This window comes from Ferruginibacter sp. (assembly GCF_014377975.1).
Taxonomy (GTDB): Bacteria; Bacteroidota; Bacteroidia; order Chitinophagales; family Chitinophagaceae; genus Ferruginibacter.
In genome coordinates this window covers 25,087-42,053 of sequence record NZ_JACMOO010000011.1, presented here as the reverse complement: position 1 = coordinate 42,053, position 16,967 = coordinate 25,087, and the positions used below count along the sequence as shown (strand labels likewise).

Sequence of the window (16,967 nt, the reverse complement as noted above, 5' to 3'; positions counted from 1 at the left end):
CTGCGCAACCACTTTTGCCAGTAATTTTAACTGGATATCTGCGGCAGAATTATTGATTTGCTGCAGCACTAAACTTTGTTTTATTTCACGGTTCGATAAAAGAAGTTGCTCTGTTTTAAAACCAATAAAATAAAAAAGAAGACTTAAAAAAATGGGAGAAAAAATGATGATTACAAAGTTAGGTGCAAAGTCAAATATATGAAACCAGGGACCTCTAAACCCATGAGCATAGCTCAAACCGAGACCAATGATGATTAGTAGTACACCTAGCATAAAGCCTGCCGCCGTATATTTTACAACACCATTGAATAGATCTTTTTTCATAACTGATTATATTGGATTTTTAAAAATCGAAACTTGTTGAGATTTGTATTTATTTTATTTATTAACAGAAATGATTTTAATTATGTGTGATTACTTTACGTTGTGCTTTATCCCAGATTCCCTTTTGTTGTCCGGATAAATATCTTTGCAGGTCCGCCAGCACCGCATAATTCATGATGCAGAAATAATAAGGTACAAATACCGCTTTAAATTTTACCCGCCTGTTTTCTAAAATAAAGCCCACAATTGCAGCACTATAAAATATTACCTGCACCAACATCATTATAGCATAAACCTGGCTACCCGTTTTTATCATTGACACATTTAATACAAAGAAAGCAATTAAAAGAAAGGGAATAAACGTCCATCTTAATACCCAGTGCGATAGGTACTGAAAGTACAACAACGGTGTTTTTCTTATTGTGAGCTGGCCATACAAGCGGTGAATGGACTGCCAGCCTCCGGCACAAATACGTACTTTTCGTTTTAATTCTTCAGTCACATTTTCAGAAGCGGTCTCAACCGCATAAGCCTCCGATTCATAAACAATTTTATAGCCGGAAGTGGCCATTTGCATCGACTGCATAAAATCATCCAGCAAGGTATCTTCCGGTAAATCGCGGTATAACGAAGTTCTAAAAGCTACCAGTTCTCCTGCGGCACCGCATGTACTGTTTAACTCCGAATCCAGCCTTTTTAACAATGATTCGTACTTCCAGTAAATGCCTTCCCCTGCTGCACTTGCGTTGTCAGCAGCATTGTTGATAATTCTTTTTTCGCCAGATACACAACCCACTATATCGTCTTCAAAATGCCGCACAATATTTTTTAAAGCAGCACTGTTTAGCATTGTATTGGCATCAGAAAAAATTACAAAAGGCGTATGTACATATTTCATTGCCCGGTTTTCTGCCGCCGTTTTTCCTCCTCTCCTATTCTCGTGCAACACCTGTATTTGGGGCCATGCTTGTAAATAATTTTGGCTGCCGTCTGTAGAGCCGTCCGTAATAAAGACAATCGTTAATTTATCAGCCGGATAATCCAGTTGCTTACTATTGGCAATTTTATCCGCTAATATATCTGCCTCGTTAAAACAGGGAATTACCAGGGTAATACCGGGTTCAAAAGATTTTGATATGCCCTTGTTTTTTTTAACAATGCGTTTAATTATTACCAAAACATACAACACAATACCGTAGCCCACAAAGGCATAAAATATAATCCCCAGGCACGTCCAAAAACTTATTTCAATCCAATTCATACATTGTGGTTAAAGAGTGGTAATTATATGTATGTTTTTATTTATGACAAATCAATAGATTTTACCATAATTGCAACTAACGCTTTAACCTCAAATAAATTGCTCATAGTAAAGTGTACAATAAAATATTTATTATAATATGGTTACTTCAACCTTTGCCAATTATAATTAATTGAAGAATCTTAAAAGACCTTATTTCAACGAAAGTTTAATAGGTACAACCGTTTACAAAATATATGGATCAGTGTATTTTCTATAGCCCGGTTTTATAGTGGTACATACTAATTACAACAAATATGGTTTGCTGTTTTTGCACGATAAGCCTAAAGCTTGGTATAAGGTTTTGGTGGTACATCCTTATAGTAGTAATTAAATAACATCAGTAATCAAAAATGATGAAAACAATTAATCATCATTGGAAGATGTATTTGTATCGTATGCCTTTTATAGCCCGTTTTAGAATAATTCTGCACAGCGCCAATTGTGTAGTCACCCAAATCAATATTCCATAGGGGTTGGAAATATCATCCTGCATACTGCGCTAATTTTTTTAATTTTATTATCAGGCTGATTTTTTATTCCTAAAGAGTTATTTGCACAATATTTTATTTATGCTGGTTATTGAAAAGTTTTCATTTTTATAACTGAAGCCGGATTAGTTGTAAATTTTTGTCCTTCAGCTTTAAAAGATATCCTTGATAGTAATTAAAAGATAATTATGCAAGCCCCAATGCCAGAGAAGACTGATAGTAATTGTGAAGGCTTCGGAAGGAAGTGGCTCAGTAAGCAGCAGAAAAAAATGACCCTAATTCCCGTTATTTCGAATCAATATTTTTCTACAATAGATTCGCAAGCCAGGTAATGCGGCGAGATCATCGCTGAACATTTTGTAAAATAATTACAGCTAAAGATTCGGCCTGAAATCAAACCACAAATTACCTTTAATTGGCGCAGAATTCAACTGCATATTTAGCTGGCTTTGCGGCCCCATTTTAGCGGCTGGCTGAAACTTTGTGCCAATAGGACTGATGGCATTCATAAAACCAATATTACCTTCTGCAAAGGCAGGGCTTGTATTATCGTTATTTGCACCCGCTGGCTTTTGCGGTTTCAGCATTTGAAGAAAAACATTTTCTTCTTCATTGTACACTTTAAAAGAAGACTCTTTGTTTTCAATTACCACCCAGTACAAATTAGCATGGTAGCCCTTAAACTCAGGATAGTCCCATCTTTCGCCCGTAATGGTATTATTGTATTTTTTTTGCCAAACACCAAACTGCTGCCCTTTCAGACGGTTCTTCCAAACACGGTAGGGCCCTTCTCCCATCCATTTCATCCCTGTAATTTTTTCTTCCGGATAATTAAAACTGATGCCCATGCAGGGGGCTTCGCCTTTTTGCGAATAATTGTATGTGAGCTTAACGGGTTGGCCTGCAGTAAATATCCACTTTACATTAAAATAAGATGCTCCCTCATACACGGGCTCTACAATAAATTTCGCTCCATCGGCATAATGTTTTAACTCTTTTAAAGTGTGTTTTACATCGGTAACAATTGGCCCGTTTGATAAAGAGATGGTGGATTGGCTATTAATCACTTTTGAAAGATAGCCGGTTGTTCTATCAAAATAATAATGGATACCATCGGATTGCACCATAAAATCTTGCCTTTCTTCTTTGGTTTCAATGGCTGAGTTTGTTGGGGGAGGAATCATCTTTTTTGTAACAGATGCGGTTGATTGCAATGGCCAGCGCCAGGTAAATATTTCCTTTTTATATGGGTCGTATGCAGTAAGATACAATGCATCCCCGTTGTTCCAGGCAGCCGGCAAATTCAATTGCAGTGATCCGGTTTCGCCAGGTGCCAATGAAATAAATGTTGCTTTTCCTGAAGCTAAAATTGTATTTGCTGTTGCAGTATTATCATTGGGCGCCGGCAACTTAACCAGCTTCCATTGAAACAAACATTGATTAAGGTTGGTATATAAATAACGATTAGCTATTTCAATGCTGCCATCAAAACCAGGCATTACAGCAGCCTGTTTTATATACACCGGCGACCATATTTCTTTGATGGTAAAAAAGCTGGCTTCCTTTTCCCGGTAAGGCCCGACAATGCCATCCGGTGCATGATTACCATCTGTATCCATGATACTATCCTTATCCATTCTTACAATGCCTTCATCATGAAAACTCCATAAAAAACCACCTGCACCATAAGGATGCTGAAGAATACCATTCCAGAAATCATCCAGTCCGGCACCATGACCACCATCATACAGGCCATGCATAAACTCGGTAGGAAAAAATATGTCTTTATTATACAGCGAGGAATTTACAACATAATTATAATCGGGATAATGTTTGGTATCAGTACCATTAAATTTTTCCCATGGATGAATGACCAACCGGTTTTGCGGATCGTACAACTGGTAGTCATTGTCCAATGCCCGGTTCCAGCCACCTTCATTGCCATTATCCCACAATACAATGCTGGGATGATTTACATCTCTTATCACCAGTTCTTTTACCAGCCTTCTGCCAACGGTAGTATCGTAGGCAGCCTGCCAGCCTGTTAGCTCATCGAGTACAAATAAACCCAGTGAATCGCATACATCCAAAAAATGCTGATCGGGCGGATAGTGCGACATCCGCACTGCATTCATATTCATCTCCTTCATAAGGTTTACATCAAGAATGCTTATTTCCTTGCTTAACGTACGGCCAGTTAAAGGCCAGGAACTGTGGCGGCACACTCCTTTAAAAATTACCTTTTTTCCATTTACATAAAAGCCGTCATGCAATCGAAGTCCGGCAGTTCTAAAACCAAAGGTTTGGGTAATGGTATGCAAAATAGTTTCCTTGTTTTTAACCAAAACTTTTACTTTATATAAATGGGGAAACTCAGGGTTCCATAAATCCGGGTTGATAAAATTATTTTTTAAAACTGATTTTTCTGATGCTGCTGTAGTCGGTATAAAAAAAGGATCGCCCACATTTTCTCCATTTAATTGCTGCACCTGTGCTTCAATGGTATTGCCTGCTTTTATATTGGGTGTAAAAACATCCATACTAAAGGCACCGCTGGCTTTTGCATCAATGGCTACCCTATCGATAAGATCTGCCGGAACAATTTCTAAATAAACCGGCCGGTAAATACCACCAAGCACCCAAAAATCGCCATTGCGCTCGGCCCTGTTGATAGAAGTATTGGCAGATTGTTTATCTACTTTAACCTCCAGTAAATTATTGGTGCCATACTTTAGCAACCTGGTGATATCATATTTAAAGCGGTAGAATGCTCCCTGGTGAATGGCACCTGCAGAACGGCCATTTATTTTTACGTCTGTATCCGTCATGCTGCCTTCAAAAACAATAAATACTTTTTTATTTTTCCATTGCTGGTCTGTTTTAAAACTATATTTATACAAACCCTGTTCATCTGTTTTAATCTTATCATGACCATAACTATAGCCTCCAAAGCTTTGCTGCTCCCAATTGGAGGGCACAGCGATGGTTGTCCACTTGCCGCTATTCATTCCTTTGGTACAAAAAAAATCCCACTGCACTGTATGGTCTTTATCTGTACCTGATAAATATTGAACAATTGTTTGCTGCGCATTTGCATGTGCAACAAATAAATATATTGCTATGCTGCACCGAATAAAATTTTTGCAAATGTTCCACCAGGTATTTTGTATCATGCTGTTTTTTTATATGTTCTTCTTTGTGGCATACAATGCCCATAATAGAAAAGCACTTTCACTATTTAAAAAATTGCTTAAACTCATTGATAGAAATACTAAAAACGGTTCCATGCCTTGTGCCTTTTGGAAAATGGACCATCGCAGAAATATCTTTCCAGTTTACCAAATCGGTCGAAATTACAGCACCATAATTTCCTTCGGTATATTTGTCAAAATATACCATCCATTTATTGCCGGCTTTTACAGCGGTAGGCCCTTCAGCCCAGTAATGACCGGTTATGGATGCTGAAGGCTTTCCAAAACCACGATTTAAATCATCACTTATTGCCATCCTGATATTTTTTTCCGGTATTGGTTTTAAGGTTTCATCTTTTAAAAAGAGTATATATTTTTTTCCCGCTTTTTGAATCGTTGCATCTATCACATTAAATCCCTGATTATATAAAAGCTTAGCAGTTGTATATTTTTTGAAATTTTTTGTAGTAACATAATACAAACGGTGATTGTATTTTTCGTCGCCACTGGTGTCACCTGCTGCAAACCTGCCGGGAATGGTGGTTGACCAGTAGATCATATAATTTTTATGCTGCTCATCATAAATAATTTCCGGTGCCCAGCAATTTAATGCAGTTGGTTCGTGTTGCATTACTGGTATAAACTGTTGTGTACTCCAATGCACCAAATCTTTCGAACTGGCATAGCCAATTCCCTGATCTTTCCAGCTCACCGTCCATACCATGTGAAATAAATTATCAGGTCCTTTAATGATACAGGGATCTCTCATCAGCTTATCCTTACTTACTATTGGCGTAAGAAAAGAACTATCCCCTTTTAACGCAGTCCAGTTTAAGCCATCCTTGCTCCAGGCCAAATGAAGACCATCTTCTCCATTATCCCTAAATGAAGCAAACATCAATACCTTGTTTTTAAGCAATAGCTGTGCATAGTTATGTTGCATTAAAATAAGCAATAAAACAACCGAAAAAATTCTTTTCATGTTTCTAATCTGTTTACTTTAGCGTAATGTTTATTTGTGCAGTCTGCAAACCCACTGCCGTTGCTTTTACACGAATATCACGCTTCATTTTACCTGCCTTTATTACTACCAAACACAGTCCGTTAAAGGATTTCCGCTTGTTATCCTTAAAACTTTCCATACTGGTCTGACTGCCGTTATCTACCCCGGCAATGCTTCCTCCTCCAGTCACTTCAAACTGTACCAGGTTCACCGCATCAGGTACCAGATTTCCATTTTTATCCAGCACTTTTACTGTTATAAAACTAAGGTCGTTGCCATCTGCAGCAATAGTTTTCCTGTCGGCAATTAATTCAATTTTATATGCAGGGCCTGCTGTATTAACCTCTTTGGTTAATACAACTTTACCCTTTTTACGGCTTACGGCTTTTAAAGTACCGGCTTCAAATGGCAGTCGCCACATTATATGCAAGTCATCACCTGCTTTCTTTTTCATCCCAACAGATTTTCCATTTAAAAATAATTCTACTTCATCTGCATGATTGTAATAGGCCCACACATCTACTGTATCTCCCTGCTTCCAGTTCCAATGCGGAAGTAGATGCAATACATCTTTATTGGTCCACTCGCTTTGGTACATATAATAAACATCTTTTGGAAAACCAGCCAGGTCAATGATACCGAAGTAGCTGCTTCTTGCAGGCCATGGATAGGGCGTAGGTTCGCCGATATAATCAAAACCAGTCCAGATATATTGCCCCGATAAAAAATCATGTTTCTTCATTTCCTTCAATGTTTCTTCCTGTGTTGATCCCCAGGGTGTAGATACATTGTCATAGGCGGAAACCGTCATGTTCTTATTGCCTTTATTAAATGGGATGTCCCAGCGACTGGGCCAGCGGCGGATACTGTCAGAAGGAATGAGGTCATATTGTCCACGGGTTTCCAGTGCCGAGACCGTTTCGCTACCAATAAATTTCTGGCCTGGAAAATTCTTTTGAAAGTTTGCAAAACTTTGATGGTGATAATTAACCCCCACCAAATCCAACGCACCGGATTTATAAATTTTGTTACCAGGTTGTGGATCATTCATTGCGGATGTTATGGGTCGGGTATTATCAAGTTCTTTTACAATGCCTGCCAGTTCTTTTGCAATTGTACTACCGCTGCTGTCCCATTGCTCTGGTATTTCGTTGCCGATACTCCATATAAAAACAGAGGGATGATTGCGGTCTCTTAACACCAAATCCTGCAAATCTTTTTTATGCCATTGATCCCACACCAAATGATAATCGTATTTATTTTTTGCCATCTTCCACATATCAAAAGCTTCATCCATTACAATAAAACCCATTTTATCACAAAGATCCAGCAGCTCCGGTGCCGGTGGATTGTGTGAAGTGCGAATGCCGTTACAGCCCATACCTTTCAATATTTCCAACTGTCTTTCCAATGCCCTGGTATTAATGGCTGTGCCGAGGCAACCTAAATCATGGTGATCGCAAACACCATTTATTTTAATCTGTTTTCCGTTTAGCAGGAAGCCCTTATCTACCTCAAATAGAAAACTGCGGATGCCCGTTGTTGTTGTGTAGGCATCAATAATTTTTCCACCGCTGCTAACCTGGGTTATCATTTTATACAAATAAGGTCTGGTATCTGACCATAACTTTGGAGCAGGTACCTGCAGTTCCTGTTCAACATTTGTAACAGTATCTTTCAAAACTATATTTAGAGTCGTTTTTTTGCTACTACTTTTCCTTCCGCAGCATAAATAATATTTGTGACTGAAATATTTTTTTGCTGACTGCCACTCATCCGGATACTGGTATTGATACGCACGGTGGCAGACTTATCATTGATAACCGGTGTGGTAATAAATGTTCCCCAATGATCAACATATATTTTATCCGTTGTAACCAGCCATACATTTCTATAAATACCAGAGCCGGAATACCATCGGGAATTGGGTTGTTTTGAATTATCCACCTTTACAGCAATCACATTCTGCTCTGCACCATATTTTAAATATGGTGTAAGATCATACCGGAAAGAACTAAAACCATACGGCCGCAAACCCAGCCAATGGCCGTTAATCCACACTTCACTATTCATATATACGCCGTCAAAATCAATGCTCACAATTTTATTTTTTGACGCAACCGGCAAACTAAATTTTTTGATATACCAGGCTAGCCCCCCACGCAATGCGCCGCCACCATTGCCTGTTGGACTGGTGGAATCGAAGGCAAATTCTATGCTCCAGTCGTGTGGTACATTTAAGGTACGCCAGCCACTTGTGTTTGCTGACGCCATGCTGTAATCGGTGGCACTGTCTAATTTAAATTTCCAGTTGCTGTTAAAACTTTCTCTTACCCTTTGACCATTGGTACTTTGCACAGACAATAATAAAGTAGTGGCGATCATTAAAAAAAATGACAATGCTGTGTTGTGATTAACCATATAAATAATTCTAAAAGTTAATAGCAATTGTTTTGCTTTTATTGTTGCATTGATAATTAAATAATTTATGGTGTGTTATGGGCCGGATAAACATAGCTGTTTTATTTAGCAGGCAATTAAAAAATTGGCACCAGTTGAATTTTGAATCAGTGGTGAAAAAATTTCTTCAAAATAAATTCAAGATGACTTTTATGCTCATAAAGATATCTAAATGTTGCCTTCAACCTGGTTTTATTTATAGAAATAGTGCCTGCACGAAAGCTATTTTAGCTGCGTTATAATTAATTGGTAAATTAGATGCGGATTAAACGGGTAACCTTACACAATCAACTACAGCATGGATTATTTTATTGGCATTGATATCGGCACTACTTCTACCAAAGCAATGGCTTTTACTGCCAGCGGGCAGGTATTGGCAAAACAGTCATCTGGCTATCCAATACTACATCCGCAGGAAAATCAAAGTGAACAAAATCCTGAAGAAATACTGGAAGCCGTTGTTCATTGTCTTACAGATCTGGCTGTACAATTACCACAACATACGCCTTTATTTATCAGCTTTTCTGCGGCCATGCACAGTTTGATATTGATGGATGAAAATGATCAACCCTTAACCCGCTGTATAATCTGGGCAGATAACCGTGCCGGTGAGTTAGCCGTTGCGTTGCGGCAAACCGAAGAAGGTAAAAATTACTATCATACTACCGGTGTGCCCATTCATGCCATGTCGCCACTGTGCAAATTATTGTGGTTTAAAAATGAAGAACCAGCTCTTTTAAAAAGGGCGGCAAAATTCATTGGCATAAAAGAATTTGTTTTTCAGCGTATGTTTGGAAAATATATTGTTGATACCGCCATCGCATCTGCAACAGGATTATTAAACACGGTTCAACTGCAATGGGAGGAAGCAATTCTACACATTGCAGGGATTGATAAAAAACAACTATCGGCCATTGTACCGGTAACGCATATTGAATATTTACCTGCATCTGGTACTACCAATTTAACTGAACGGCTACACGCTTTTACCAGAACACCTTTTGTAATTGGCAGCAGTGACGGGGCGTTGGCTAACCTTGGCAGCGGTGCCACAGCCAAGGACTCTATGGCCATTACTATTGGTACCAGCAGTGCTGCAAGAGTTATTACCACGCAGCCCAAAACAGATAAAAATATGCGGACGTTTTGTTACCACCTGGGAGGGAAGCAATACATTATTGGTGGGGCAAGCAGCAATGGAGCTATTGTAATTCAGTGGCTGAAAGAAAAATTACTACAGGATAAAACGGCATATCGTGAATTTATGTGCATGGCTGAAACGGTTGCTGCCGGCAGTGATGACTTGCTCCTGCTTCCATATATTTTGGGCGAAAGGGCGCCTTTATGGAACCCCAATGCAAGGGGTGTTTATTTTGGACTGGATATAAAACATACCACCGCACATCTTGTAAGGGCTGCCATGGAATCGGTGATATACAATGTGTATACTATTGGTAAAGTATTGATGGAGCAATCAGGCGTACAAACGATTTATGCAAGTGGCGGCTTTACGGAAAGCAACCTTTGGGTGCAGATGCTGGCAGACATTTTTAACCTGCAGGTGATAGTGAGTGCTGCTGAAGAAAGCGCTGCTTTGGGTGCGGTTACCACTGGAATAGATGCACTAAAATTACCCCCGACGATTAATCTTTCAACAGAAAATATTTTTACGCCAGATGTAGCAAACCATGAAATTTACAAAAAGCAATGTGCAAAAGTAGAACGGTTGTATGAACTGGTAAAAAATGAATTTTAATTTTTTACTATCACAATAATCAATCTTTCAACTGCAGTTTTAAAACGCTTACTTCTCTTTAAGCAACTTTATTTTTTGCTGCAGGACGTATGATCATGCGCAACGATTGATCTTTTGTAAAATAAGCAATCATCCAGTTATAAAAAGTTCTTGCCCTGTTGCGATAAGTTATCAGCGACAACAGGTGAATAAACAGCCACGCCAGCCACGCCAAAAAACCGTTCATGTGCAACTTTAGTTTGGGTATATCAACCACCGCTTTATTTCTGCCAATAATGGCCATAGACCCTTTATCATTGTAAGCAAAAGCATTTGCGGGCTTACCTGCTGCAATTGATTGAAAATTTTTAGCAAGCATATTGCCATGCTGAATTGCTACCTGGGCAACCTGCGGGTGACCCTGGGGAAAATTAGTATCGGTAGTTTGTAAACAGGTATCGCCGATGGCATAAATATTTTGTGTGCCCTGTACTTTATTATATTCATCAGTCAGCATTCTTTTTCCACGTCCATAACTTTCTTTAGGTAACCCATCAAACATTTTTGCCGACACGCCGGCAGCCCAAATTAAATTTTTTGTAACAATGGTTTCTCCATTGGCAAGTATAACTTTACCATCCACATAATCTTTTACAAGGCAGTTTAATTTAATTTTCACGCCAAGTTTTGTAAGCGCTTCAAAAGTATCCTTTTGTGATTCAGGACTCATTGGAGTTAACAAAGCATTTACCCCGTCTATCAAATAAATTTCTCCGCCATTACCAGATAAAAAAGAATATTCTTTTCGCAAAATTCCATTCCGCATTTCTGCAAACATACCTGCAAGTTCTACGCCTGTTGGGCCACCACCGGCAATTACAATGGTCAGCAATGCTTTTATTTCAGCCGGGTCGGTACTAATGGCAGCGGCTTCCATACTTTCCAATAACCGGTTGCGCATTTCAAGTGCATCGCCTAAGGTTTTCATCGGCAACGAGTTTTCTTCCACATTTTTGATACCAAAATAATTGGTTTCGGCACCGGTAGCAAACACCAGCATATCATATTGCAATTCGCCATCATCCAGAATAATTTTATTTTCTTCCGGCACAACTTTTAATAACTCAGCCAGCCTGAATTGGATGTTCTTTTTCCCTGAAAATAATTTACGAAAGGGATAGCTAATGCTGGTGGGCTCTAAAAAACCAGTTGCAACCTGGTAAATCAATGGTGAAAAGAAATTATAATTATTTTTATCTACCAACGTTATTTGAAATTCTTCTTTATTAGCCAGCGTCTTTACAAAATTTACACCGGCAAATCCCCCACCTATTACTATTATATTCATTTTTCTTTTTTTTAATAAATTTTTGTGTTCAGATTTTTATGTAAAATCGTAATGTTTAATTACACAACAATTTTTTTTTATGAATGTTTGTTTTCTGATATAAGCAATTTTAATACCGATTCTTATTTACCAAAGAGATAATTGCCTTTGCTCCATTATGAATATACAGTGCATGCCTGGGAAATAATAATACGATGAAATCGTGAAGATCATAACCATTTCTTAATTACAATACAACAAAAAAGAGACAGAATAGAAATACTCAAATCTGAAAGATTCATTCCCGGATGGATAACAATAATTTTATCTGGTGGCATGGTATTAATTTACAGAGGTTGATATATCCATGATTAAGTTTAAGCAGAGCTAAAAAAAAATCCGTTTTTATTCCCGCTTAAACGGGGTCGTTTGGCGGGCATTCAAGGTCTGCTGCCTTGTTATTTTATGTTGGATAAGCAATAAAATATTTGATACCTATTTTAAAACTTCCGGCAATCTAATTAAAAAACTTATGCTATTTTGCAGGCGTCCTTTTTTTTTAACAAAAATGGATAAACAAATACAACTTATATCCATGACTGAAAAAGAAATAATTGATGAAACGATAAATTTTGTGAAGGTCACTTTGCAAAATGCAGAAGGTGGCCACGACTGGTGGCATATAGAAAGGGTATGGAAAAATGCAACCGCCATTGCTGCAACAGAAAATGTAAATGGCTTTGTAGTTGCATTGGCAGCTTTATTGCACGATATTGCCGATGCAAAATTTAATGGTGGCAACGAAGAAATAGGCCCTGTTACGGCAACACAATTTTTAAAATCCATTGACGTGGAAGAAGAAGTTATTGAGCAGGTAGCAAACATTATTCGCAACATATCTTTTAAGGGAGGCAATTTTACACAAACATTTACCAGTCTGGAACTGGCCGTGGTGCAGGATGCAGACAGATTAGATGCCATGGGCGCAATTGGTATTGCCAGGGCCTTTAACTACGGCGGTTTTAAGAACAGGGAATTGTATAACCCTACCCTTGCACCGGATTTAAATATGACAAAAGAAAAATATAAAAATACTACCGCCCCTACTATTAATCATTTTTATGAAAAACTACTGTTGCTAAAAAATAAAATGAATACCAATACAGGCAGGCAAATGGCTGAACAAAGACATGTATTTATGGAGAATTTTCTAGCGCAGTTTTATAAAGAATGGGAAGGTGAAAGATAAATAAGATACGCGGGTTGTGCAGTTTACTTTTTCTTCCTTTTATATTTTACTTTATCAAAAATCCAGTAAGTAAGTTTACCTGATAAAATACCCAACCCTGCGCCGGTAATCACTTCTGTAAGCAGATGACTCTTATTGTACATCCGGAGCACACCAACTGAAGTGGCAACAAGGTAACCGGTGTAACTAAATACCGGATGCGTATCCTTTAGCTCCTGGTGAAAAATTTCTGCACCCCTGAATGCGTTAGTTGTATGACCGCTTGGAAATTTTGTATCCTGTGTATGGTAGACATCTATATTACCAGAAATTTTTCTCATCACAAAACCCACACCACCTGCAATTATTAATGAGCCCGCATCTAAAATAAGGTGTTCGGTAAAACTGTGTTTTGTTTTTAAATGCAAAGCATCCATCAGATAAATTGAGGCGGTAGGTGCCCACATCATATAATCGTCTGCAGTTGTATGAAAATCAGCATGATTTTTTTTGATGTTGGCCATGATGTTATCATCCAGTTGCCGTATACCATTTACCTCAGGCTTTAAAGCACCATATACCATCAATGAAGCTGGCAGTATTACTGCCGCTGGTTTTAAATATCTGCCTGGCTTTACATCTTTTATAGTTGTAGTATCCCTGGCAGGATAATTTACTACAATGGTATCCTGTGCAGACACTCTTGCAACAGATAAAGCAAAAAGCACAACCGCAGTTGAAAAACAACAATAAAAACTTTTCATATTTACTACTTAAAAAACAGCAATCATATTTTAGTGAGCTAAACGTAAGTTCAACAAAAATATGCAGCCCATCGTTATTTTACAAAATAAAATTACCCGGTTATTAAGGTTCCTGTCTGCCTTGTTGCAACCAGTCTTTAAAATCAATATATTCAAATCAATAAACCGAATAACCTAAGTAACAACTGGCTTTTACAAAACCATGGCTTCTACAAAGGACAGGTCATGGTTGAATTGCACAAAGGTTGCAGGAAAACCGGTTTTAATTTTACCTACCTGCTCCTCCATTTTGATAGCACTTGCTGCCCTGCAGGTAGCCATTTTTATGGCTTCGCTTACGGGAATATTTAACTCCAATACGGCATTGCGTACAGCATCGGCCATTGAAATGGCTGCACCGGCTAAATTACCTTCGTCATTTCGGTAAAAACCATTTTCGAGGCGGGCGTTGAAACCTTCCCAGATAAACTCCTTCTTTTTTTTGCTCAAAAAAAGTGCATCACTTATCAGTACCAGTTTATCTTTTTTGCATTTGTACGCAAGCCTTGCTGCTGCATAATCGCAGTGGGCACCGTCTAAAATAATAGGTGTATAAACCGTGTCATTGCTTAACGAAGCGCCCACCAAGCCGGGGGAACGATGGCCAAACTGCGTCATGGCATTGAATAAATGCGTGATCAGTGTGATGCCTTTTGAAAATGCGTGCTGTGCCTGCTCATAGGTTGCATTGGAATGGCCGGATGAAACAACAATACCGCTTTCCAGCATCATATCAAGCTGTTCACCCGTAAAACATTCAGGTGCGATAGTAATTAATTTAATAACCCCCTTTCCGTACCGGATAATTTCTTCCAGCTCTGCATTGGTTGGTGTACGCACATATTTTGCCAGATGTGCACCGCGTTTAACGGGGTTTATAAACGGTCCTTCCAAATGCATTCCAATTACACCGTTGTTATATTTTACCTTGTAATTTTTAATGGCTTCAATACCCTTCAAAATATTTTCGTGTGTAGAAGTGATAAGGCAAGGAAGAACATGTGTAGTACCATATTGCAAACTGCTCTCATAAATATCATGGATGGCTTCTTCTGTGGGTGACTGCGTAAAATAGAATTGTTCTCCGCCATTGATGTGGATGTCGATAAAACCAGCCGCAATATTATTACCCCCTAAATTGATGGGTGCACAATTTTCAGGCAGTTCTTTTTGTACACTCTGGACGACACTATTTTCAATAACCACTACACCATTTTCTATTATTTCATCGCCGGTGTGTACGGTACAATTTACAATTGCCTGTTTCATTAATTTTTAGTTTATGATTTATATTTTACTGAGTTTATTTTAACTATTGCAATATAAATCAAGTGTATCATTCAAATATATCCACTGCCAGTTAAATGCAATATCCCCTGATTATTTATGCAATATTATCAACAGGCTTTATAAATTATTATTGTTTCAGTGTGCACCACAAATGTCGCAATAAGGCATCATTCAGTTTTATCTGATAACGATATTGTTGTTCATTGTTCTGAAGAATTGTGATAATAATTGTAACCGCCTATACAAACTAATCTATGAAAGATATAAAATATTTTAAGGCAGGGTGACACCTGCTGCCATGCAAATAAATTATAAAAACAAACCACCAACTAGCTATTCAAACTACTTTAAAAAGCTACTATTTTTTATTTTACCGTTGCCTGGCGGGGAATAATAAAATTAATCAGTTCATCCAACACAACACCGGCACGGGCGCAGGCATCATCAATATCTTCTCTTGATACATTGGCCGCAAAAGATTTTTCTTTCAGTCTTTTTTTTACTCCTTTTAAATCCATGCCCGCATAATTGTTGGGACGCATCAGCGCATACGCATGTATTAAACCACTTAGTTCATCAAATGCGTACAACATTTTATCCATGCCGGTAACTGGTTCTACACCAAAATGCAAAGGTCCGTGGCTTGCGATAGCCCGAATTATTTCAGGATCAATATTGCTGGCTTCCAGCTCTTCAATTATTTTTTTACAGTGCTGATCCGGCCATTGATCCCAGTCGGCATCATGCAGCAACCCGGCCAGCTCCCATCTCCATTGATCCGCTTCATCAAAATTTTCTTTTTCAGCAGCCCAGCATTTCATTAAATGCGCTACCTGCTTCATGTGTAGTTGCAAACGTGGATTTAAAACCCAGGAAGAAAATAATTCGTCTGCAGCCTGCCTTGGTAAAACATTGCCTGCATTGGCAGGATTTCCAAAAGTACTTCTGTTAAGCTGTAAGGACATATCTTTCATTTTTATCAAAAATACGTTAATTGAAATTATGTAGATACGGGCAGTTGATCATTATTATCAGGATTACCAGCCTTTATTAAAAGATAATTATTTGCATCGGCTCATAAATCTTTACTACTCTTAAAAGCAATTAGATTATTAAATAATTTATCTTTACCGGGTTACCTTCAATAATTTCAACATGAAAAAAATAGATGGAGAAATATGGAAAGTGCTTGCTTTTCATAAGAGTGCTTTTGGCAAACGTTACGCTATTTCAAATTGGGGCAGGCTGGTTTGTTTTGACAAAGATCCTAACGATGGCGTGCAATTGAAAGGATCGTTGCAGGAGGGTTATCCCATCTGGCGTTTTACAAAAAAGAAAAAAAACGGCGACATTGTTTACCGGGGAATCTTATTGCATCGTTTGGTGGCCCAGCACTTTTTGCCAGCGCCACAAAAAGCCCAGGATATTGTCATTCATTTAAACTACAAAAAAGATGACAACCGTTTTTCCAATCTTGAATGGGCCAACATTGCTGAAGCATCGGGTCATGCGCAAAGTAGTCCGCTTGTAATAAAAGCCAGGAAAATTTCCAGAAAAACCGGCACCGGTGGCAATACAAAACTAACCCTCGAAAACGTAAAAGTTATAAAAAAACAATTGGCAAAAGGCTCCACTTTAAAAGCGCTTGCAGTAAAGTATGAAGTAAGCGATATGCAGATTCACAGGATAAAAACCGGTGAAAACTGGGGCGATGTAAAATAAAGTATGCTCAGCAAGGTTTCAGTAATTTTCAGATACCTATCTATAAAGTGTTTACTATTTCCACCACAATACAGATAGTTTACATGAGCATTA

The 16,967-nt window shown here is 38.3% G+C and carries 13 protein-coding genes; 3 read left to right on the top strand and 10 right to left on the bottom strand.

Annotated features, from left to right (window positions below):
• The 6 genes from H7254_RS01030 to H7254_RS01005 form a co-directional block, all read right to left on the bottom strand.
• Positions 1–324 (bottom strand): hypothetical protein (locus H7254_RS01030; RefSeq protein WP_301931207.1); only part of this gene is annotated, 324 nt, incomplete at its 3' end.
• Positions 325–400: 76 nt separating this feature from the next.
• A complete protein-coding gene (locus H7254_RS01025) occupies positions 401–1,585 on the bottom strand; it encodes a glycosyltransferase family 2 protein (RefSeq protein ID WP_301931206.1) in 1,185 nt (394 codons plus the stop codon).
• Between the two features lie 904 nt (positions 1,586–2,489).
• Complete coding sequence (locus H7254_RS01020; protein WP_301931204.1) at positions 2,490–5,288, bottom strand: glycoside hydrolase family 2 TIM barrel-domain containing protein; 2,799 nt, start codon at positions 5,286–5,288, stop codon at positions 2,490–2,492.
• Positions 5,289–5,349: 61 nt separating this feature from the next.
• Positions 5,350–6,288: a glycoside hydrolase family 43 protein gene (locus H7254_RS01015; protein WP_301931203.1), complete on the bottom strand. Its 939-nt coding sequence runs from the start codon at positions 6,286–6,288 to the stop codon at positions 5,350–5,352.
• Between the two features lie 13 nt (positions 6,289–6,301).
• Positions 6,302–7,990 carry a glycoside hydrolase family 2 TIM barrel-domain containing protein gene (locus tag H7254_RS01010; RefSeq protein ID WP_301931202.1) on the bottom strand — a complete coding sequence of 563 codons (1,689 nt, stop codon included), beginning with the start codon at positions 7,988–7,990 and terminating at the stop codon, positions 6,302–6,304.
• An 8-nt stretch (positions 7,991–7,998) separates the two neighbouring features.
• A complete protein-coding gene (locus tag H7254_RS01005) occupies positions 7,999–8,730 on the bottom strand; it encodes a sugar-binding domain-containing protein (protein ID WP_301931201.1) in 732 nt (243 codons plus the stop codon).
• 337 nt (positions 8,731–9,067) lie between these two features.
• Here H7254_RS01005 and H7254_RS01000 point away from each other — a divergent pair, with 337 nt between their 5' ends.
• Positions 9,068–10,525 (top strand): gluconokinase, encoded by a 1,458-nt coding sequence (locus H7254_RS01000; protein ID WP_301931200.1) that lies wholly within the window; start codon positions 9,068–9,070, stop codon positions 10,523–10,525.
• Between the two features lie 58 nt (positions 10,526–10,583).
• Here the strand turns inward: H7254_RS01000 and H7254_RS00995 are convergent, their stop codons facing one another.
• A complete protein-coding gene (locus H7254_RS00995; RefSeq protein WP_301931199.1) occupies positions 10,584–11,852 on the bottom strand; it encodes an NAD(P)/FAD-dependent oxidoreductase in 1,269 nt (422 codons plus the stop codon).
• 547 nt (positions 11,853–12,399) lie between these two features.
• Between H7254_RS00995 and H7254_RS00990 the strand changes: the two genes are divergently transcribed.
• Entirely contained in the window at positions 12,400–13,080 is a 681-nt protein-coding gene (locus H7254_RS00990) for an HD domain-containing protein (protein WP_301931198.1), read from the top strand.
• Positions 13,081–13,103: 23 nt separating this feature from the next.
• On the opposite strand, the gene H7254_RS00985 is transcribed toward H7254_RS00990, so the two are convergent.
• The 3 genes from H7254_RS00985 to H7254_RS00975 all read right to left on the bottom strand — a co-directional run bounded on the left by H7254_RS00985 (position 13,104) and on the right by H7254_RS00975 (position 16,117).
• Positions 13,104–13,823, bottom strand: a complete 720-nt coding sequence (locus tag H7254_RS00985) for a phosphatase PAP2 family protein (protein WP_301931197.1) — start codon at positions 13,821–13,823, stop codon at positions 13,104–13,106.
• A gap of 192 nt (positions 13,824–14,015) precedes the next feature.
• On the bottom strand, positions 14,016–15,131 hold the full coding sequence (gene nagA / locus H7254_RS00980) for an N-acetylglucosamine-6-phosphate deacetylase (RefSeq protein WP_301931196.1): 1,116 nt from the start codon (positions 15,129–15,131) through the stop codon (positions 14,016–14,018).
• A gap of 386 nt (positions 15,132–15,517) precedes the next feature.
• Positions 15,518–16,117 carry an HD domain-containing protein gene (locus H7254_RS00975; protein WP_301931195.1) on the bottom strand — a complete coding sequence of 200 codons (600 nt, stop codon included), beginning with the start codon at positions 16,115–16,117 and terminating at the stop codon, positions 15,518–15,520.
• A gap of 190 nt (positions 16,118–16,307) precedes the next feature.
• Here H7254_RS00975 and H7254_RS00970 point away from each other — a divergent pair, with 190 nt between their 5' ends.
• Positions 16,308–16,874: a hypothetical protein gene (locus H7254_RS00970; RefSeq protein WP_301921356.1), complete on the top strand. Its 567-nt coding sequence runs from the start codon at positions 16,308–16,310 to the stop codon at positions 16,872–16,874.
• Positions 16,875–16,967 lie beyond the last annotated feature (93 nt).